The following is a 20,541-nucleotide window of genomic DNA, read 5'->3' as shown; positions in this document are numbered from 1 at the left end:
ATTTTATTTATTTCTAAGCTGATGTATTTTGTTTGAGATATATGTATATAATCCGACAAACAACATAAAAATGAAAATCTTCAATAAAATTGAAAGAATAAAATTTGAAGGATAAATATCTAATTGTCTATACATGGTCCAAGAACTTGGCAAATAATCCCTGTGAAATGAACTAATAATTATTACTAATCTTTCTATTGAAATTATCAAAAAGAAACTTGCAATAATTCTTATTAGTATATTTTTTGAAAATATTTTAATTCTGAAAATCTGAGATAAAAAGAACCAAAATAAAGGTTGTATCCAAATACTGAACCAATATTTTCCAAACATTCTATCTACCATTTCATTTTTTTCTTCGGGATTACATTCAATGTAATAGACTATGGTTCCTAAAAACCAAAAAATAATATAAAGTACTCCAACAAAAGTTATAAACTTTTTTGCTTGATTATCAAAACTATAAAATGTTGTTTTCTTTATAAAAATTGATACAATCAAAAAAAGAAAAGAATAAAATCCAAATGCAGTGAAAAAATCTAAAATCAATAATTCTAGATTGAAAAAAATATTCATCATTTAATTTTAATAAAAGTGCATACTACTTCCCCAAAAACTCCAATAAATTTGCATCTGCATTTTTAAACGTTGGCGGTTGTTCGATAATACTTGCCACGCGTTTTTTATTTAATTTCATGGTAATATCGGCTTCGGTAGTAAATAACAGAGCAGATAAAAATGGATTATTGATGTGCGGAATTAACTCTGACTCTAAATCATCTAATTTGCAGATTTTTACCAATTCTTGCTTTTCGGTAGTGTAAATTTTATACGTCATCGACAATTTTAAGATGTTGTCTTCTACGATAGTTTTTACGTAAATGTTTTGTAATTCGGGTTTTCCAACGGTTTTGGCTAGCGTTAATTTAGCAAAAGTTCCATTTGCAATACTCGCTCTAACTTGGTTGAAAAATTCGGTGTAAGTGATATTATTTTCGTTCATATTACAATCCTAAAGCTTTCAAAATTTTCGCATCAAATAACATCGAAAACATTTTATTCTCTTTGTCTTTATTTAAAAATTTCCATTGGTTTTTTGTTACATCATCCGCAACTGCAATTAGTGTAGAACGCATTTCAATACGGAATGTATTCGTTAATTTATCATAGGTTACTTTATCTGCTTCCATTGACGATTTAAAAATATCCACCATTGATTCGGCATCTTCCATTGGTTCTTTAAATTTCATAGCCATCACATTATTGTGATCAACAAAACAAAATGTTTTTCCTTCAATTTTCTTGATTTCACCAAATGAAAAATTAGGCTCTACTTCCACTAACTTTATTGAAAATTGCTCGTTTTCCATCATTTGACCAAACATTTTTTTCATTTGGTCTTGCGGAATAATATCAAACACTTTTGGATAGGTAGTAGCGAAAATATCGTCAAAATTCATATTTACACTCGCTTTGTATGATTTTAAAGCTTCCGTTTTTAACGAAGCCATATCTTGTGCTAAGATGGTGATGGTTTGAAAAAGAAAGAATGCGAAGAATAGAATTTTGGTTTTCATTTTGTTTGATTTTAATTTTATCAAAGATAAAAAATCCCCAACTACTTTTAGCAATTGAGGATTAGTTTATTTTTATGATTTTCGATTATTCGTTAACCAAAACCCATTCGCCAGAAGCTAACATGCTTTCTGCTTTTTTGTATTTCATGGTTTCGCTTTTTCCACTCATTACGTGTTTGATAGTAACGGTATCATTACGATTGATTTTTGGCATTTCACGAGTAATCGTTTCTGTAACTTGAGGTCTTTGACTTGCCATTTCTCCTGCTCTTTTAGCTTCTGAAGCTGGTGAGTCTAAATCCTCTTTTGTTTCTGTATATTGCTCTTGACGTGTTTCTTGTCTTGCCTCTTGAATGTTTTCATTACGATGTGGTAAATCACCTTTGAATAAGAACGAAATTACTTCTTTATTCACATCGTCAATCATTTTCTTGAACAAATTGAACGCTTCGAATTTGTAAATCAACAATGGATCTTTTTGTTCGTGAACCGCTAACTGAACCGATTGTTTCAATTCGTCCATTTTACGTAAGTGTTTTTTCCAAGCTTCATCCACAATAGCTAATGTGATGTTTTTCTCGAAATCTGCCACTAACGAACGTCCTTCAGTTGTATATGCTTTTTCTAAATCAGTAACTACATTTAACGATTTGATTCCATCTGTGAAAGGAACAATAATTCTTTGGTACTGACCATTGTTGTTTTCGTAAACATTTTTGATGATTGGATACGCTTCACGAGCATCTCTCGCAATTTTCTCTTCGTAATGAGCTAAAACCGCTTTGTACACTTTCCCAGTGATTTCTCTTACTGATAATTTTGAGAATTCCGCTAGTGTAACTGGCGCACTGATTGAAAAGTAACGAATCAACTCAAACTCGAAGTTTTTGAAATCTTCTGCTAGTTTGTTTTGTTCTACTACTAATTCGCAAGTGTCGTACATCATGTTCGCAATATCCACTTTCAAACGTTCTCCGTGTAAAGCGTGACGTCTTCTTTTGTATACTACTTCTCTTTGTGCATTCATTACGTCGTCATATTCTAACAAACGTTTACGAACTCCAAAGTTATTTTCTTCTACTTTTTTCTGAGCTCTTTCGATAGATTTTGTCATCATCGAATGTTGAATTACTTCTCCTTCTTTAAGACCAATTCTATCCATAACTTTCGCTACTCTTTCAGAACCGAATAAACGCATTAAGTTATCTTCCAAAGACACATAGAATTGTGAACTACCCACATCTCCTTGACGACCTGCACGACCACGTAACTGACGGTCAACACGACGCGAATCGTGACGTTCTGTTCCGATAATAGCCAAACCACCTGCTTTTTTAACTTCGTCAGATAATTTAATATCGGTACCACGACCTGCCATATTCGTTGCAATCGTAACCACTCCAGGCTTACCTGCTTCCGCTACAATTTCAGCCTCGCTTTTGTGCATTTTAGCATTCAATACGTTGTGTTGAATACCTCTTAATTTCAACATTCGGCTTAATAATTCCGAAATCTCTACTGAAGTTGTTCCAATCAATACCGGTCTTCCTGCATTTGATAACTGTACTACATCTTCGATAACCGCGTTGAATTTCTCACGAACCGTTCTGTAAATTAAATCGTCTTTATCTTTACGTGCAATTGGACGATTCGTTGGAATTTCCACAACATCTAATTTATAGATTTCCCAGAACTCCCCTGCTTCTGTTGAAGCCGTACCTGTCATACCTCCCAACTTGTTGTACATACGGAAATAATTCTGTAAGGTAATCGTTGCGAAAGTTTGCGTTGCTGCTTCAATTTTTACGTTTTCTTTAGCTTCGATTGCTTGGTGTAAACCATCCGAGTAACGACGACCATCCATGATACGTCCTGTTTGCTCATCTACAATCATTACTTTATTGTCCATGATAACGTATTCTGTATCTTTTTCGAATAAAGTATACGCTTTTAATAACTGCGTTAACGTGTGAATACGCTCTGATTTTACAGAGAAATCACGGAATAATTCTTCTTTTTTCTCAGCTGCTTCTTCTGGAGATAAATTTTCTTTTTCGATTTGGGCAATTCCTGTTCCAATATCTGGTAAAACGAAGAATTGTGCATCCGTATCGGTTGATAAAAACTGAATTCCGTTATCTGTTAATTCAACTTGATTATTTTTTTCTTCGATAACAAAGTACAACGCCTCATCAATTTTTGGCATTTCTCTGTTGTTATCTTGCATGTAGTAATTCTCTGTTTTTTGAAGTAATTGTTTAACTCCTTCTTCCGATAAGAATTTAATTAACGCTTTACTTTTTGGTAACGCTCTGTACGAACGATATAAGTTGAAACCTGCGTCTTTAGTATTTCCTTCTTTGAATAAACGTTTTGCTTCTGTCAAACAATCCGTAGCCAATTTACGTTGTAACGTAACTAAGTTTTCAACTTTTGGTTTTAATTCTAAGAATTCGTGACGGTCGCCTTGCGGAACTGGTCCAGAAATAATCAATGGTGTTCTTGCATCGTCAATTAATACCGAGTCAACCTCATCGACAATAGCATAATTATGTTTGCGTTGTACCAAATCTTCTGGAGCGTGCGCCATATTATCACGAAGGTAATCGAAACCAAATTCGTTATTTGTTCCATAAGTAATATCGGCGTTGTAAGCTTTTCTTCTTTCTGGGGAATTCGGTTGGTGATTATCGATACAATCAACTGTCATTCCGTGGAACTCAAACAAAGGAGCTTTCCAAGTACTATCACGACGCGCTAAGTAGTCATTCACGGTTACTAAGTGAACTCCGTTTCCTGTTAATGCATTTAAGTATAATGGAAGAGTTGCCACTAATGTTTTACCTTCTCCCGTTTGCATTTCGGCAATTTTGCCTTGATGCAAAACCACTCCACCAATCAACTGAACGTCGTAGTGAATCATATCCCAAGTGATGGCTTTTCCTGCAGCATCCCAAGAGTTTGCCCAAGTAGCATTATCGCCTTCAATATTGATATATGGTTTTGTAGCCGACAATTCTCTATCTTTTGGCGTAGCAGTTACTGTAATCGTTGTATTGTCTTTGAAACGACGAGCGGTTTCTTTAACTACAGCAAACGCTTCTGGAAGAATTTCATTTAATACTTTCTCAGAAATTTCATAAGCTTCTTTCTCGATTTTGTCGATTTCAGCGTAGATATCTTCACGCGCATCGATATCTTGAGTTTGCTCAGCGTCTTGTTTTAAAGAAGCAATTTTAGCGTCTTTTTCAGCGCGAGCATTTTGAATTTTAGCTTTGAATTCGGCTGTTTTAGCACGTAATTCATCATGTGACAAGGCTTGTAATGCGCCTTCAAATGATTTAATTTTGGTAACGATAGGTTGAATCGCTTTTACATCTTTCTCCGATTTGTCCCCCACAAAAGCCTTCAATATGGAATTTATGATACTCATAATTTTATTATTTCAATATAGTTTGCAAATATAACCAAAAAAAAAGCCTCAGTAAAGAGACTTATTTCTGTTGTGTTTATTTATTTTTTAATATTCGTCCTCATTCCAAAGATAATCTTCGTCCGTAGGATAATCAGGCCAAATCTCTTCCATTGATTCGTAGATTTCCCCTTCGTCTTCTATAGATTGCAAGTTTTCCACCACTTCTAATGGAGCTCCAGTTCTGATAGCATAGTCGATAAGTTCATCTTTGGTTGCTGGCCAAGGTGCATCACTTAAGTATGACGCTAATTCTAATGTCCAATACATCTTTTATCGATTTAAGTTTATGCAAAAATAAATTTATTACCCAATAAGGCAAGTTTTTTTTTTACTTTTTTATTAAAATTTAAGAACGTTTTTTTTTAAGTACTCAAAACATGACTTTTCATCACTGTTTTCAGGCATAATGAACACTTAAAACTGATTACTGAACACTATTTTCTAGGAATCCATTGTACTTCGTCAGCGTTCAAATCATGAGACAACTTTCGTGCCAACACAAAAAGATAGTCAGAAAGTCGGTTTAGGTACTTAATTACGCGTTCATCCGTAGGTTCTATGTCATTCAAATGCACGGCTAAACGCTCGGCTCTACGGCATACACATCGTGCGATATGACAATATGACACAGTTGTATGACCTCCTGGCAAAACAAAATGTGTCATTGGCGGTAACGCTTCTTCCATGGTATCGATTTCATTTTCCAAAAATTCAATATCAGATTCCACAATACCTAGGTTTTGCAGACGTGGCTGACCGTTTTTCAAGGTTTCTTTTTCGGGTGGCGTTGCTAAAATAGCTCCGACAGTAAATAATCTATCTTGGACTTCGATTAAAACTTTTTTGTACAAATCGCTCATGTCTTGATCGCGAATTAATCCGATGTGGGAATTTAGTTCATCAACTGTTCCATAGCTTTCAATTCGGATATGATGTTTTGACACACGTGTTCCTCCAAATAATGCGGTGGTTCCGGTGTCGCCAGTTTTTGTGTATACTTTCATTATACTTTGTAATTTTAAAATTAGATAAGACAAGTCGCGACTTGTCTCTACATTTTTTTTAATTGTGTTCTATACTCTTCAATATTTGCTTTTACTTTTGGATCCAACTCGGGTTCGGTGATGTCGGTTAATTTTTGCATTTCTTCCCAAATGGTTTTGGCTACAATATATCTCGCAATGCCTTTATCATCGGCCGGAATAATGTACCAAGGCGCAAAATCAGTTGATGTTTTATTAATCGCCTCTTCATAATATTTCATATAATCGTCCCAACGTTCGCGTTCTTTTAAATCACCTGTACTGAATTTCCAATTGTCTTTTGGATTTTCAAGTCGTTTTAATAAACGTTCTCTTTGTTCGTCTTTACTCATATGAAAATAAAACTTCAGAATTTTTGTTCCATTTTGCGAAATATGTTTTTCGAAATTCACTATTTGTTCCATTCGATTTTCCCAAAATTGAGGTGTGATGTCTTCCACTTTTTCAATTCCAGGTAAGTTTTCAAACAAAATATATTCGGGATGCACTCGTGTTACCAATACATTTTCATAATGCGTTCGATTGAAAACAGCGAATTTTCCTTTTTCGGGCAAAGCCAAATAATGACGCCATAAATAATCATGTTCTAATTCGGTTGAATTAGGAGTTTTAAAACTATGCACCACTACGCCACGCGGATTAAATTCTTTAAAAACCTCACGAATTAAACTATCTTTTCCACTAGTATCCATGCCTTGTAAGCAAATTAAAAACGCATGACGATTGTGCGCGTACATGGCATCTTGCTTTTTCGAAAGCTTCTTTTGGATTTTATCTAACGCTAATTCTTCTTGTTCTTTCTCAGTATCAATAGGAAGTTTGGTTAGAAAATCATCTAACTTAATTTTACCTTTCACTTTAAAATCTTCAATATTGATATTTTCCATCGTTGTTGGTTTTAAATCTCTGTAAAAATAGTACTTTTAGAGGCTAATTTGCGCTAAAAATTGTTAACTCTTTTGTAAAAATATGGAAAATTTCAAACTTACTAATTTCTTCACGATAAAAGGTATTTCAGCAGCATCAGGATTGGTGTATTCACAAAATGTTTTATTCGTTATATCTGATTCCAGTAGTTTTTTGTACCAATATGACATTTCAAAAAAGCTATTACTGAAATTCCCATTGGTAAAAGAAGCGAGAGAAAACATAGAAAAAGCTGAAAAGCCAGATTTAGAAAGCGTCACGCAACATGGAAATCAACTAATTATGTTAGGTTCAGGTTCAACCCAAAAACGTAATACGATGTTTACTTTAGATTTGGGAACTGATGCTTTGCAAACTCAGGATTTAAGTGCTTTATATGAAAAACTAAAAACCGTTGGTTCGTTTTCGGATGACCAATTGAATATTGAAGGTGCCATTTATGCGCATCAAACCATGTTGTTGTTTCAAAGAGGAAATTCAAAAAACAGTCGAAATGGTATTTTTATTATTCCAAACAATCAAGAAGATGGCATTCGATTTGTACCGATTTCACTTCCAACATTAGATGACATCGAAACGACTTTTACAGATGCGATTTTAGTTAACGATAAAATTTATTTCTTGGCTTGCGCCGAAAACACAACATCTACCTATGAAGATGGCGAAGTTTTAGGAACCATTTTAGGCATCATGCATGCACCAACATTTGAAATTATTGACGTTCAATTATTATCGGAACATCAGAAATTTGAAGGCATTACGCTTTACAAGGAATCAGAAACCGAATTAGAATTTTTATTGTGCGAAGACAATGATACGGAAACTATAGAAGCTGAAATTTATAAATTAACGTTGAAGAAATAATTTTTTTTACTTCCTTCCCAACCTTTTACCAACTTTTCTGCTCTATATAAAAAAGGAAGTCAAGTTCAAGTACAATGTCAAGTTCAAGTACAAAAAGTAAAAAATTGAACATTGAAGTTGAAATTGAACTTGATTTTTGAAAAAAATACTTTATGGATGTAAAACACATACAAGGCTGCCGAAAACAACACCGCGAAGCGCAACGCATGGTGTATGAAATTATGGCACCAAAACTCTATCGTTTGTGTAAACGGTATTTAAAAAAGGAGGAAGAAATTGAAGAAGTATTGGCCGATGCTTTTTTTACCCTATTTACAAAAATCGAACAACTAAAAGAGGATTTAGCTTTTGAAGCTTGGGCGCGAAAAATAACCGTAAACAATTGTCTGTTACAAATTAAAAAGAACATCAACTTTAATTTGTATTTGGAAGATGTGAGTTACAATTCGCAACCTTTAGCCGATGAAGTTACCGATTTAGAAGAAGAAGATTTGCTCAATTTACTGAATTATATTCCTGATGGATGCCAAACGATTTTTAATTTGTTTGTGATTGAAGGCTATTCACACAAAGAAATTGCAGAACAACTAGGCATAAGTGAAGGAACATCGAAATCGCAATTAAATGCAGCGAAAAGTAAATTAAAAGAATTGGTAAGAACTTTTTATTATCAAAAAGCAAAATAGTCATGGGAACAGAAGAAAAATTATATAAAAAAATACAACAAGCTGCCGAAAACGCCGAGCAAAAAGACTTTCCAGCAATGGAGAAGATTTGGGCGCGCGTGGAAGACAAACTGGAAACCCAAACGCTTCAAAAGGAGAAACATTTGTGGAAAAAATTAGCAGTTGCAGCATCAATAGTTTTGGTAGGAACGTTAACTTTTTTCTTACTACAAGAAAAAGAAACTATAATTATTCCAGAAAACACAGTTACTACTGTTGATTCATCAAAAAATACAATTCCAACACCTGAAACAGCGAGTGGATTTGTAAATACAACTCCAGAAATTAAAAAAGACGCTAAACAAATTTTACAACAACAAATCGTAATTCAAAACAACATTGTAATTAACGATACTATTAATTACAAATCGAAAAAAGAAGTTGTCCTTTCTGCTCCTATTGCCATGGAAGAAGTTCAAGAAGCGGCTAAAACGAGTTTGGTTCCAACTTACAATAATAACATTTCAAATTCGGCTTCTACAAATAATTCAGGCTATTTAGCAAAAGGAAAACGTTATGATTTATCTAGTTCGGTTAATTTATTAAAAGATAAAAAAGTAGCAAATGATGATTTAGTTTTGGTAGATGGAGAATTAACCAAAGAATCCCTTTCTAATTTAAATCCTGAAGACATAGATTCAATTATTGAGCTAAAAGAACCTATTTATTTTATCAACGGAGTGGAATATTCGGAAGAATCACTTTTTGGAGAAAATCCCACGAGTCCGTATGCACCTTTGAGTAAACAAAAAATTGAAAAAATTGAAGTCATCCAACCTGCAGATGCCGTTAAAATTTATGGTAAAAAAGGAGAAAAAGGTGTGGTAATAATTTCGATTAAGAAATAAAATAGTTAAATTAAAAGTCAAGAGCAAATTCAAGAACAAGTTCAATGTCAAATTTCAGAAATCAATTTATGAAAGTATTCAATTTATATATCGTATTTATATTTATCAATATAAACTTTACATTTTCACAAGAAGAAAACCCAAAAACTGGTTGGAAAATTAGTGAAAGAGCTATTATAAGAAATAACCAGCAAGCCATTTTTGTCGTAAATGGAAATATTGTTCATAAAGATATTATGGAAGTAATTGAACCTAAAAATATTGAATCTCTTAATGTTTTAAAAGGAGACCAAATCCCTCAAAACTTTGAAAATGCTAAAAAAGGAGTGATTTTAATCACAACAAAAAATATATCGAAAAAAGAATTAAAAAAACTTTACCAATTATATCCACTTATCACACAAGAAAATCTTCAAGAAAAAAAATATACTATAGCAGGAACAATTTATGATTGTGAGAAACTAGAAATACCAGGTGCTACCATTACAAATTTGAACACAAATAAATTCTCAACTTCTGATTTTTTTGGAAAATTTACTTTAGAAGTACAAAAAGGAGATTTACTTAAGATCGAATTGGATGGATACAAATCACAAAGAGTCCTGATTAATTCTAAAAATGTATTAAAAATTCAACTTTCAGAAAATCCTAATAACGGAAAAATAATGGTTGCCAAACCTGTAATTTATTTATATCCAAAAGTAAAAACAACAATTGATCTAAAACTCAATTTTAAAGGAGAATTACTAACTACATTTCCTAAATACGATAAAAAGTGGGAAGTAATTGCTGAACCAAACGGACAAATCTTTGACAAGAAAACCAATCGTTATTATAGTTCTTTATTTTGGGATGGAACAATAGATTTTCCAGAAGAGCATTACCAATATAATGATGGTTTTGTTGTTCCAAAAGAAAAGTTAACCAAATTTTTCATCGAAAAGCTTGAATATATTGGTTTAAACAATCAAGAAACGAATGACTTCATACAATATTGGTTACCCATATTAGAACGAAATAAATATAATTTTATTCATTTCTTAATCAATGAAGAATGTAATGAAATTGCCACATTAAAAGTAAATCCAAAGCCGGAAACCATGATTAGAATTTACATGGAATTTTATGGCTTAGAAAATTACACTAGAATTAACGAACAAAAACTTTCAAAAACTGAAAGAAAAGGTTTTACACTAATTGAATGGGGTGGCGCAGACTTTAGCGGAGAAATGTCTGAAAAAGATTTCTTTACAATTAATAAACTTCCAGAATATATAACTTTATCACACAAAAGAAAAGATCTAAAAGATATCCAACCATTATATATAATAGACAATAAAATTTCATCTAAAAAAGTATTTAATAAATTACAACCATCTCAAATTAAAAAAATTGAAAATCTTAGCGATAAGGAAGGAGCTGCTTTATATGGAAGTGATGGAATTGGCGGGGTTTTCATAATCACAACTAAAAATCCTAAAAAATGAAAATCTCAAATTTGATTGTAGTAATCTTTCTTTTCTCGTTTTCAATCCAAGCACAAGAGAAGAAACAAAACGACACGATTAAAATCGAAATCAATTCAAATACCAAAACCATTTATGTTTTAGGAGGAATTGCCTCTATAATCACCAAAGAAGATTTGGCTTTTGCGAAGAAGTACAATGTGCAATTTCATGATTTTGGTTGCATTGCTCCTACAAATTTTGAAGAATATGAAGCTAAAAATGCTTTGGTTTTTGAATTTTTAAATAAAAGTTACGGAAATCAATGGCAAAAAGAAATCAAGCCAAGTGTTATGGGTTTTGAAAAGTGGAAGAAGAAATGAATTTTGGAATGAAATTTGAGATAAATACTTGCAAAATAACATTATGAGAATAGTACTAATCTTACTCGCTTCATTATTAATTTCATGTAATAAGGAAATTGAAATAAAAACTAATTTACCTCAACAAGAAAAAGAGAAAAGTGTTTCTGAAATTTTATCAAATCTAAGCAAAACTGATACCATACTAAAATTAGATTTATCCTATAAAAAATTAGACTCACTTCCTGATTTATCTAAGTTTAAAATTATTGCATTGGATGTATCACACAATAATTTAGACACAATACCACTTAGCAAATTACCTTTGACATTGAGAAAATTGAAATGTACAGATAACACTTTACGAAACTTTTATGTTTTTAACAGTAAAAATTCGTTCTTTGGAATAAAGGAAAAAGAAATAAAAAATAATACTACCATTAATTTTGAAGAAATTGATTTGTCAAATAATAAATTAAAACTCTTCTCATATAGTTTTTTTGATAATAAATCAAATCTGAGAAAGATTGTACTTTCAAACAATTTAATCAATAATATTCATTTACATGACAATATCGATTATTTAGACATTTCCAATAATCCAAATATTAATGACGAAGTTTTATTTGCTATTGAAAAAATTGACACTTTAATTCAAACTAATAATCCAAAGAAATTAAAAACTAAAAGAATTCCTCGACCAACAAAACCAATTATTTGCTTTTAAACAATTTAAAATATTATGCGAAAAATTATATTCCTATTTATACTTATTCAACTATCAAGCTGCAAAACTTACACAAAATTCAACAGTAATGGATTAAGTCAATCTGACACTATTTATCATCTTGATTTATCGAATAGAAATTTAAAAACACAACCTGATTTATCAAAATTCACGATAATTGAACTTAATATTTCTAAAAATAGAATTACTACTTTCGATGAAAATAAATTACCTAAAGGAATTCAAAAACTAAATTTTAGTCATAATAGAATTTCAAAAAAAGTTGTTTTTAATGAGGTTAGAAATCTTGAAGCTGTTAATTTTTCTGACAATAAAATAGTATCCTTCTATTACACAAATGGAATTATCAAAAATCTGAACTTGTCTAACAATAAATTAGTTAGTATTCAAATGCCTTTATATAATGACAAAAGAGCTGACACTTTGAATGTAGCAAATAATCTAAAATTAGAAACAACAGAAATTAACAATATTGGTTTTCCAAGATTTTACAAAACGTTAATTAATTATTCAATAAGCACTAAAAATTAAAAAGCTCCAAATGGAGCTTTTTAAATTACTTTTCAATCTCTTTTAAAGATTCCATTTTCTTATGCGCTAAGAATCCTTTAATGTCTTCAAAATGTTCTTTGACACGTTTGTGACCAAATTCGAATACCTTTTCGGCTAAACCATCCAAGAAATCACGATCGTGAGAAACCAAAATTAATGTTCCGTCAAAATCACGTAAAGCATCTTTAATGATATCTTTTGTTTTCATGTCTAAATGATTTGTCGGCTCATCCAGAATTAAAACGTTTACGGGTTCTAATAATAATTTAATCATGGCCAAACGTGTTTTTTCACCTCCAGAAAGTACTTTCACTTTCTTTTGAATATCGTCACCTTTGAACATGAAAGCCCCTAACATATCTTTGATTTTCGTACGAATGTCTCCAACAGCGATTCTATCAATTGTATCAAAAACCGTCGCCTCACCATCTAACAATGCAGCTTGATTTTGCGCAAAATACCCAATTTGAGCATTATGACCAATTTCAACTTTTCCGCCTTCGTAATCAATTTCACCCATAATTGCTTTAATCATGGTTGATTTTCCTTCTCCATTTTTTCCTACGAAAGCCACTTTTTGTCCTCTTTCAATAACCATATTAGCATTATTGAATACTACATGATCACCATATTTTTTGGTAAGTTCATTCACAACAACAGGATATTGACCCGAACGTGGTGAAGGAGGAAATTTTAACTTTAACGCAGAAGTATCTACTTCATCAACTTCAATAATTTCTAACTTTTCTAACATACGAACACGTGATTGCACTTGCTCTGTTTTTGAAAATGTCCCTCTAAATCGCTCAATAAAAGCTTGATTTTCAGCAATAAATTTCTGTTGTTCATCATACGCTTTTTGTTGATGAATTCTTCTATCTTGACGTAAAACCAAATAATCGGAATATTTGGCTTTGTAATCGTAAATTCTTCCCATCGTAACTTCAATAGTACGATTGGTGATGTTATCTACAAAAGCTCTATCGTGCGAAATTACCATAACGGCTTTGGCTTGCGTAATCAAAAATTCTTCCAACCATTCAATACTATCCATATCCAAGTGATTGGTTGGCTCATCTAAAAGAATTAAATCGGGTTTAGTTAGTAGAATTTTTGCTAATTCAATTCGCATTCTCCAACCTCCAGAAAACTCTTTTGTTGGGCGATTGAAATCTTCTCTTTCAAATCCTAATCCTTTTAATATTTTTTCAACTTCAGCTTCATAATTCACTTCTTCGATTGAATAATATTTTTCAGATAATTCCGAAACTTTTTCAATCAATTTCATGTACTCATCACTTTCATAATCAGTACGAACAGTTAATTGTTCATTGATTTCGTCGATTTCTTTTTTCATGTTCAACACCGAAGCAAATGCTTTTGATGTTTCTTCCATTACAGTGCAATTATCTTCTGTTAACAAATGCTGCGGTAAATAAGCAATTACAGCATCACTTGGTGCCGAAATAACACCACGAGTTGGTTTATTTACTCCAGCAACAATTTTTAAAAGCGTAGATTTTCCTGCTCCATTTTTACCCATAAGGGCAATTTTATCGGTTTCATTAATGGCAAAAGTTACTTCGCTAAAAAGAGTGGTTCCGCCAAATTCTACGGCAATATCGTTTACTGTAATCATAATGTGAGTTTAAAAGTTTAAGGTTTAAAAAGGTTAAAAGTGTTTCCTTAAATTTTTGAAGGTGCAAAGATAACTTTAAAATTCAGATTTTGGAATGCTGTGAACACATTTCATAAAATATCGTTAAGTTTTAGACTTAGCAATAGAAATCTCTTATTTTTACGTTTTAAATTTCACCAAAATGAAAATCAAAACATTACTTTTATTTTCAGCCTTAACAAGTGCTGTAACGGTTAATTCACAAGACAAAAACAAAACCACTATGAATCCGTTTTTTGAAACATACACTACGCCTTATCAAGTTCCACCATTCGATTTAATAAAAAATGAGCATTTTAAACCTGCCATTTTAGAAGGAATAAAAAAACAAGAAGCCGAAATCAATGCGATAGTTTCCAATAAACAAAAACCAACGTTTGACAACACGGTTTTAGCAATGGAAAATTCGGGAAAATTATTGGCTAGAGTAAGCACCGTTTTTTACAATTTAAACAGTGCGAATACCAACGAAGAAATTCAAGCTATTGCTAAAGAATTAGCTCCAAAATTATCAGCACATAACGACAATATTTATTTGAATGATGCTTTATTCCAAAAAGTAAAAAACGTTTGGAACAATCAAAAAAGCTTCAAATTAAACAAAGAACAAGCTAAGATTTTAGAGAATCTTTACAAAAGTTTCGTTAGAAGCGGTGCTAATTTATCAGAAGAAAATAAAAAGCGATTAAGAGAAATTAATTCTGAAATGGCAGTTGCTACTCTGAAATACGGACAAAATATCTTAGCTGAAACCAATTCGTATGAATTAGTAATTTCAGACAAAAACGACTTATCTGGATTACCAAACGAACTTATCGAAACCGCGGCTGCTGATGCTAAAGTGAAAGGAAAAGCTGGAAAATGGGTTTTTACTTTATCGAATTCAAGCGTAATGCCATTTTTACAATACAGTTCAAACAGAAAATTACGTCAGGAAATTTGGAATGCTTACCAAATGCGAGCGAACAATAATAACGATAAAGACAACAAAGAATTAGCGATTAAAATTGCCAATTTAAGAAGTGAAAAAGCAAGACTTCTAGGATATGAAACACACGCTGATTATGTATTAGAAAAGTCAATGGCTAAAAATCCTGAAACAGCAACTAAATTGTTGATGGACTTATGGACTCCAGCCTTAAACATGGCTAACAAAGAAGCGGCTGATATTAAAGCAATGATGGCGAAAGAGGGAATCAATGACGAGGTTCAACCTTATGACTGGAGATATTATGCTGAAAAAATCAGAAAAGAACGTTTTGATTTAGACGAACAAGAAATGAAACCCTATTTCAGTTTAGAAAAAACAAGAGAAGGTGTTTTTACGGTTTGTAAAAATTTATATGGGTTACAATTTAAAGAGTTAAACAACGTCCCAAAATACCACGAAGATGTAACGGTTTGGGAAGTAACAGAAGCTAACGGAAATCACGTAGGAATTTTATACATGGATTTTCACCCAAGAGCTTCTAAAAGAGGTGGTGCTTGGATGACATCGTACAGAACTCAAAAAATGGAAAATGGTAAACGAATTGCTCCAGTAGTTTCTATCGTATGTAATTTTACTAAACCAACAGAAAACGCTCCGGCTTTATTAACTTTTGATGAAGTAAGCACGTTCTTCCATGAATTTGGTCACGCTTTACATGGATTATTATCAAATGTAACCTATGAAAGTGTTGCAGGCACAAGTGTTCCAAGAGATTTCGTTGAATTACCATCTCAAATTATGGAAAACTGGGCTTCCGAACCAGAAGTAATGAAAATGTATGCAAAACACTATAAAACAGGAGAAGTTATTCCGGATGCGTTAATTGAAAAAATGCAAAAAGCAGGAACTTTTGATCAAGGATTTGTTACTACTGAATATTTAGCTGCTTCACTTTTAGATATGCAATACCACACTCAAAAAGGAAATATTTCGGTTGATGCTGAAACTTTTGAGAAAGAAGCGATGAACAAAATCAACTTACCAAGTACCATTATTCCTAGATATAGAAGTACGTATTTCAATCATATTTTTGCTGGTGGTTATTCAGCAGGCTACTACAGTTATATTTGGTCTGGTGTTTTAGATACGGATGCTTTTGAAGTATTCAAAATAAACGGATTATTCAACCAAGATTACGCAAAATCATTCCGAAAAAATGTATTAGAAAAAGGAGGAACTGAAGATCCAATGGAACTTTACAAAAGTTTCCGAGGTGCAGAACCAAGCACTAAACCACTTCTAAGAAAAAGAGGTTTAGACCAAGTGAAATAATAACAAAAACGCCTGAAATAATTCAGGCGTTTTTTATTTTAATCTTCCATTTCAAAGAAAAGCGGTTCAATCATTATTCTATCCGCTAAAACTTCCACTCTTTCTGTAATTTGAGAACAGAAAAATAATCGTTGGGTTTTTTCTGCACTCATAGAAAGTCTTTGAATGATGGAATCTTCTCGTTTACGCAACATTTCTTCAACATCATCAACTACAAACATTTTAATGGTAGTCATATTGAATCCTGCTGATGAGAACATTTCGTTGATACGAATTGGCGTTCCAATCAATACATCCATTCCTAAAGAAATTTGGTTTTTATCGTAATCGATATCCCCTTTTTCGTGAACACCAAAAACTCTTAAATTGTTATAACGATTTAGTTTCTTGAACATTTCAACCGCTTCCAATACTTTTTCTTTGTCTTGAACTAGAATTAAAGCGCGTGTACTTTCACCAACTGGCTTTTCCATTTTCTGAATAACATTCATCAAAATAGTAGTGGTTTTTCCAGAACCATAAGGTGCTTGAATAACAGCATCTACACCACTTTTAATGGTTGAAAATGTTTCTTGTTGCAACTCATTAGCTTCGATTAAATCGTTTTCAATAAGTGCTTTCTGAAGGTTGGGATTTATTTTTTTTAATTGCATTTTTTTTATGGTAATGGGTAAAGGGTAAAGGGCAATAGGTAACCTTTTACCCATCACCTTTTACCTTTTACCAAATTTATTTACTCGCAAAAAGTTTCACATCTTGTTCCGAAATTTCGTTTCCGCCTAAAATAATTAAACGCTCCACTACATTTCGTAATTCTCTAATGTTTCCTGTCCAATCGTATTCTTGTAATAATTTGATGGCCGATTTAGAAAATGTTTTTGCTGTATTTCCTTGTTCAGAAGCAATTTTTAAAGCGAAATGCTCAATCAATTCTGGAATATCATCTCTTCTATCATTTAACGCAGGAACTTTAATTAAAATAACCGCTAAACGATGATACAAATCTTCTCTGAATCGTCCTTCTTCAATTTCTTTTTTCAAATCTTTATTTGTTGCTGCCACAACTCTAACATTAACTTTAATGTCTTTATCAGCACCAACACGTTGAATTAAATTCTCTTGTAAAGCACGTAACACTTTTGCTTGAGCAGGCAAACTCATATCACCAATCTCATCCAGGAAAATGGTTCCACCATCGGCAGCTTCAAACTTTCCAGCTCTATCTTTAACAGCAGAAGTAAATGCTCCTTTTACATGACCAAATAATTCACTTTCTATTAATTCAGACGGAATAGCCGCACAATTCACTTCGATAATGGGAGCAGATGCACGTTCGCTTCTTTCATGAAGTTGATGTGCTACCAACTCTTTTCCAGTTCCATTTGGACCAGTAATCAATACACGAGCATCTGTTGGAGCAACTTTATCAATCATCGTTTTAATATGATTAATTGCTTCGCTATTACCAATCATTTCGTAGTTTTTAGAAACTTTCTTTTTCAAGATTTTGTTCTCTACTACTAACTGTTTTCTATCTAGCGCATTTCGGACCGTGTTTAATAAACGATTCAAATCGGGTGGTTTTGAAATATAATCAAAAGCACCCAAGCGCATTGTATTAATAGCCGTTTCTAAATCGCCATGACCTGAAATCATGACCATTGGGATTTCTGGCTTTATTTTTTTTACAGCTTCCAATACCTCAACACCATCCATTTTTGGCATTTTGATGTCGCAAAGAATTAAGTCATAATCTTCATTTTTGACTTTTTCAACTCCTTGCAAACCATCTTCTGCTTCTTCAACTTTATACGAATCATTTTCTTCGGAAAGTATTTTTACCAATACTCTTCGAATTGCTGCTTCGTCTTCTATAACTAATATTTTTGACATTTTTAGTTTTCTTTACTTGTAACTATACGAACATCCCTTTGAGGAAAAGGTATTTGAATATTATTTTTCCTAAATTCTTGGTCGATTTTAAATCGAATATCACTTTGTATCCTTGGACTATTCATACCATTATCGACATGAAAATAAACAGCAAAATTTAATGATGAGTCTGCAAAATCTTCAAACAAAACTGCTATCGATTCTGGTAAAATAACTCCTTCTGTGCTTTTAGCGCAATTTATTAAAATTTGTTTTACCAAATTTACATCACTTCCATAAGCTACACCAATAGTTACATTTTCTCTATTAGTGGAATTATTTTGAGTCCAATTGAATAACGTTTCAATCATAAATTTATGATTTGGAATAATCATAACTCTATCATTTCGTGTAACAACTCTCGTTGTTCTTAATTTAATTTCTTTTACTTGACCTACTTTTCCATCAACTTCGATAATATCTCCTACATGCAATGATTGATCTAAAATCATTAAAATACCAGAAATTATATCTTGAAAAAAAGTTTGCAATGCAAATCCAATTCCAACAAATAAAGCTGCTGAAGCAGTTATAAATACATTCATATTTATTCCGCTTGAATGCAAAATAAAAATGAAAACTAAAACATAAATAACATACTTTGCAAATTGAAATACACTAATAAATTTGTTCTTATCTTCTGTAGAAAGCTTTCTTGTAACTACTTTCCGAATAAGTTTAAGTATTATAGATGTAAAAATTAAAGCAAATACCAAAACTAAAATATTAGCAACCGTAAAATCAATTGATTTAGTATCGATTAACTTAAATTTTAATATTTCTGTTATTTGCTTTAACATGTATTAGTATTTCAACCATTTATATAATTCCTTCCAAGTTGGCTTTTTTCCGTACATTAAAATACCAACTCTGTAGATTTTTGATGCAAACCAGACTACAAAGATAAACGTTCCGTACAATAAAACTACAGAAAGTGCTAATTGCCATAATGGCACTCCAAATGGAATTCGCATTAACATAACAATTGGCGAGGTTAATGGGATTAAAGAAAACACTACTGCAACGGTTCCATGAGGATCATTCATTACAGTTAAAAAACCAACATAAACCGCCAACATTAACGGCATTAAAATTGGCATTAAAAACTGTTGTGAATCGGTTTCAGAATCTACAGCGGCACCAATAGCCGCATAAAATGAACTGTATAAAAAGTAACCTCCAATAAAGAAAATCACAAAACCAATTAATATCGATGTTACTGGAATTTCAGCAATGTAAAGTTGTAATTTATCCATAAAACTCATAGCAACTTCTGCTTGCTCTGCTGTAACTTGAGCAGTTGCAACGGCTTCTTGTTGGCTTCCAAAAACAGCCGATAACGAAAACATCAAAACCACTCCAAGTACAATCCAAATTAAGAATTGAAGAATTCCTGCTAATGAAGTTCCTATGATTTTTCCCATCATCAATTGAAATGGTTTTACCGAAGAAATGATGATTTCAATAATACGATTCGTTTTCTCTTCAATAACACTTCGCATTACCATGTTTCCGTAGATAATAATGAACATCATAATTAAATATCCGAAAGCGAAACCAATAGCAATTTTAATTTCATTTAAGAATTTCAACCCATCTTCTCCTGAAAACTTTGCAAATTGTACTTCCGATTTAATTTTCGCTTTTTCAATTTTTTCGGCATCAAAACCTAATTTGTTAAGGTTTTCTCTATTTAATTTCGCATCAATAGTGCGTTGCAAATTCATAAGAAAATCCATTTTCGGACTATCATCTGAAATATAAGTTGTTTTGGTTGCCAATTCTTCTACATTCTGAACTTCTGGCACATAAATTAATCCTTCAAAAGCGTTACTTGCCGAATCTTTTGCCTTATCGTAAGACAAATTGGAAAGATTCACATATTTAATATCTTCTGAATTTTTGAAATCGTTGACAAATATATTGGCTCTATCGTGAACTCCAATTGTTTTAATATCGCCTTTATTTACACTTGATAAATACGCAATTAAAAAGGTCATTCCCACAATCAATAACGGACCTAAAAAAGTCATTACGATAAATGATTTATTGCGCACTTTTGCAATAAATTCTCTCTTGATAATTAAAGATAATACGCTCAT

Annotated in this window: 20 protein-coding genes; 8 read left to right on the top strand and 12 right to left on the bottom strand. The window is 32.1% G+C overall.

Translation table 11 applies throughout. The annotated features are described in order from the left end of the window. Positions 1–3 precede the first annotated feature (3 nt). From ACE3PD_RS05600 to ACE3PD_RS05570, 7 genes are all read right to left on the bottom strand, one after another. The gene (locus ACE3PD_RS05600) at positions 4–579 is read right to left on the bottom strand and encodes a hypothetical protein (protein WP_374400391.1); all 576 of its coding nucleotides are present in this window, start codon (positions 577–579) and stop codon (positions 4–6) included. Between the two features lie 22 nt (positions 580–601). Beyond that, positions 602–1,003, bottom strand: coding sequence for a hypothetical protein (locus ACE3PD_RS05595; RefSeq protein WP_374400389.1), 402 nt, complete (start codon positions 1,001–1,003; stop codon positions 602–604). Position 1,004: 1 nt separating this feature from the next. Then, entirely contained in the window at positions 1,005–1,577 is a 573-nt protein-coding gene (locus ACE3PD_RS05590; RefSeq protein WP_374400387.1) for a hypothetical protein, read from the bottom strand. A gap of 85 nt (positions 1,578–1,662) precedes the next feature. Further along, entirely contained in the window at positions 1,663–5,010 is a 3,348-nt protein-coding gene (gene secA / locus ACE3PD_RS05585; RefSeq protein ID WP_374400384.1) for a preprotein translocase subunit SecA, read from the bottom strand. 87 nt (positions 5,011–5,097) lie between these two features. Then, positions 5,098–5,319 (bottom strand): DUF2795 domain-containing protein, encoded by a 222-nt coding sequence (locus tag ACE3PD_RS05580; protein ID WP_002986941.1) that lies wholly within the window; start codon positions 5,317–5,319, stop codon positions 5,098–5,100. A gap of 167 nt (positions 5,320–5,486) precedes the next feature. After that, entirely contained in the window at positions 5,487–6,056 is a 570-nt protein-coding gene (locus ACE3PD_RS05575) for a cob(I)yrinic acid a,c-diamide adenosyltransferase (RefSeq protein ID WP_374400379.1), read from the bottom strand. A 47-nt stretch (positions 6,057–6,103) separates the two neighbouring features. Further along, complete coding sequence (locus tag ACE3PD_RS05570; RefSeq protein ID WP_374400376.1) at positions 6,104–6,982, bottom strand: PPK2 family polyphosphate kinase; 879 nt, start codon at positions 6,980–6,982, stop codon at positions 6,104–6,106. An 82-nt stretch (positions 6,983–7,064) separates the two neighbouring features. On the opposite strand from ACE3PD_RS05570, the gene ACE3PD_RS05565 reads away from it, so the two are divergent. From ACE3PD_RS05565 to ACE3PD_RS05535, 7 genes are all read left to right on the top strand, one after another. Continuing rightward, complete coding sequence (locus tag ACE3PD_RS05565; RefSeq protein WP_374400373.1) at positions 7,065–7,886, top strand: hypothetical protein; 822 nt, start codon at positions 7,065–7,067, stop codon at positions 7,884–7,886. 152 nt (positions 7,887–8,038) lie between these two features. Further along, positions 8,039–8,572, top strand: a complete 534-nt coding sequence (locus ACE3PD_RS05560) for an RNA polymerase sigma factor (RefSeq protein WP_374400371.1) — start codon at positions 8,039–8,041, stop codon at positions 8,570–8,572. 2 nt (positions 8,573–8,574) lie between these two features. Beyond that, a complete protein-coding gene (locus ACE3PD_RS05555; protein ID WP_374400368.1) occupies positions 8,575–9,459 on the top strand; it encodes a hypothetical protein in 885 nt (294 codons plus the stop codon). Positions 9,460–9,527: 68 nt separating this feature from the next. Further along, positions 9,528–10,946 (top strand): hypothetical protein, encoded by a 1,419-nt coding sequence (locus ACE3PD_RS05550; RefSeq protein WP_374400366.1) that lies wholly within the window; start codon positions 9,528–9,530, stop codon positions 10,944–10,946. Then, on the top strand, positions 10,943–11,287 hold the full coding sequence (locus ACE3PD_RS05545; RefSeq protein ID WP_374400363.1) for a hypothetical protein: 345 nt from the start codon (positions 10,943–10,945) through the stop codon (positions 11,285–11,287). Before ACE3PD_RS05550 ends, ACE3PD_RS05545 begins: the two co-directional genes overlap by 4 nt. A 43-nt stretch (positions 11,288–11,330) precedes the next feature. Next, positions 11,331–11,993, top strand: a complete 663-nt coding sequence (locus tag ACE3PD_RS05540) for a hypothetical protein (protein WP_374400361.1) — start codon at positions 11,331–11,333, stop codon at positions 11,991–11,993. A 15-nt stretch (positions 11,994–12,008) separates the two neighbouring features. Then, positions 12,009–12,545, top strand: a complete 537-nt coding sequence (locus tag ACE3PD_RS05535) for a hypothetical protein (protein WP_374400359.1) — start codon at positions 12,009–12,011, stop codon at positions 12,543–12,545. Between the two features lie 25 nt (positions 12,546–12,570). Here the strand turns inward: ACE3PD_RS05535 and ACE3PD_RS05530 are convergent, their stop codons facing one another. Then, a complete protein-coding gene (locus ACE3PD_RS05530; protein WP_374400357.1) occupies positions 12,571–14,205 on the bottom strand; it encodes an ABC-F family ATP-binding cassette domain-containing protein in 1,635 nt (544 codons plus the stop codon). 181 nt (positions 14,206–14,386) lie between these two features. Between ACE3PD_RS05530 and ACE3PD_RS05525 the strand changes: the two genes are divergently transcribed. Beyond that, entirely contained in the window at positions 14,387–16,507 is a 2,121-nt protein-coding gene (locus tag ACE3PD_RS05525; RefSeq protein ID WP_374400355.1) for a M3 family metallopeptidase, read from the top strand. A 38-nt stretch (positions 16,508–16,545) separates the two neighbouring features. Here ACE3PD_RS05525 and ACE3PD_RS05520 read toward each other — a convergent pair whose 3' ends face one another. From ACE3PD_RS05520 to ACE3PD_RS05505, 4 genes are all read right to left on the bottom strand, one after another. Then, a complete protein-coding gene (locus ACE3PD_RS05520) occupies positions 16,546–17,160 on the bottom strand; it encodes a DEAD/DEAH box helicase (RefSeq protein ID WP_374400352.1) in 615 nt (204 codons plus the stop codon). A 76-nt stretch (positions 17,161–17,236) separates the two neighbouring features. Beyond that, positions 17,237–18,400 carry a sigma-54-dependent transcriptional regulator gene (locus ACE3PD_RS05515; protein ID WP_374400350.1) on the bottom strand — a complete coding sequence of 388 codons (1,164 nt, stop codon included), beginning with the start codon at positions 18,398–18,400 and terminating at the stop codon, positions 17,237–17,239. A 2-nt stretch (positions 18,401–18,402) separates the two neighbouring features. Continuing rightward, the gene (locus ACE3PD_RS05510; protein WP_374400348.1) at positions 18,403–19,239 is read right to left on the bottom strand and encodes a mechanosensitive ion channel family protein; all 837 of its coding nucleotides are present in this window, start codon (positions 19,237–19,239) and stop codon (positions 18,403–18,405) included. A gap of 3 nt (positions 19,240–19,242) precedes the next feature. Continuing rightward, positions 19,243–20,541 (bottom strand): ABC transporter permease, encoded by a 1,299-nt coding sequence (locus ACE3PD_RS05505; protein ID WP_374400346.1) that lies wholly within the window; start codon positions 20,539–20,541, stop codon positions 19,243–19,245.

The organism is Flavobacterium sp., from assembly GCF_041911335.1.
Lineage (GTDB): Bacteria > Bacteroidota > Bacteroidia > Flavobacteriales > Flavobacteriaceae > Flavobacterium.
This window is presented reverse-complemented; position numbering and strand designations above follow the sequence as displayed.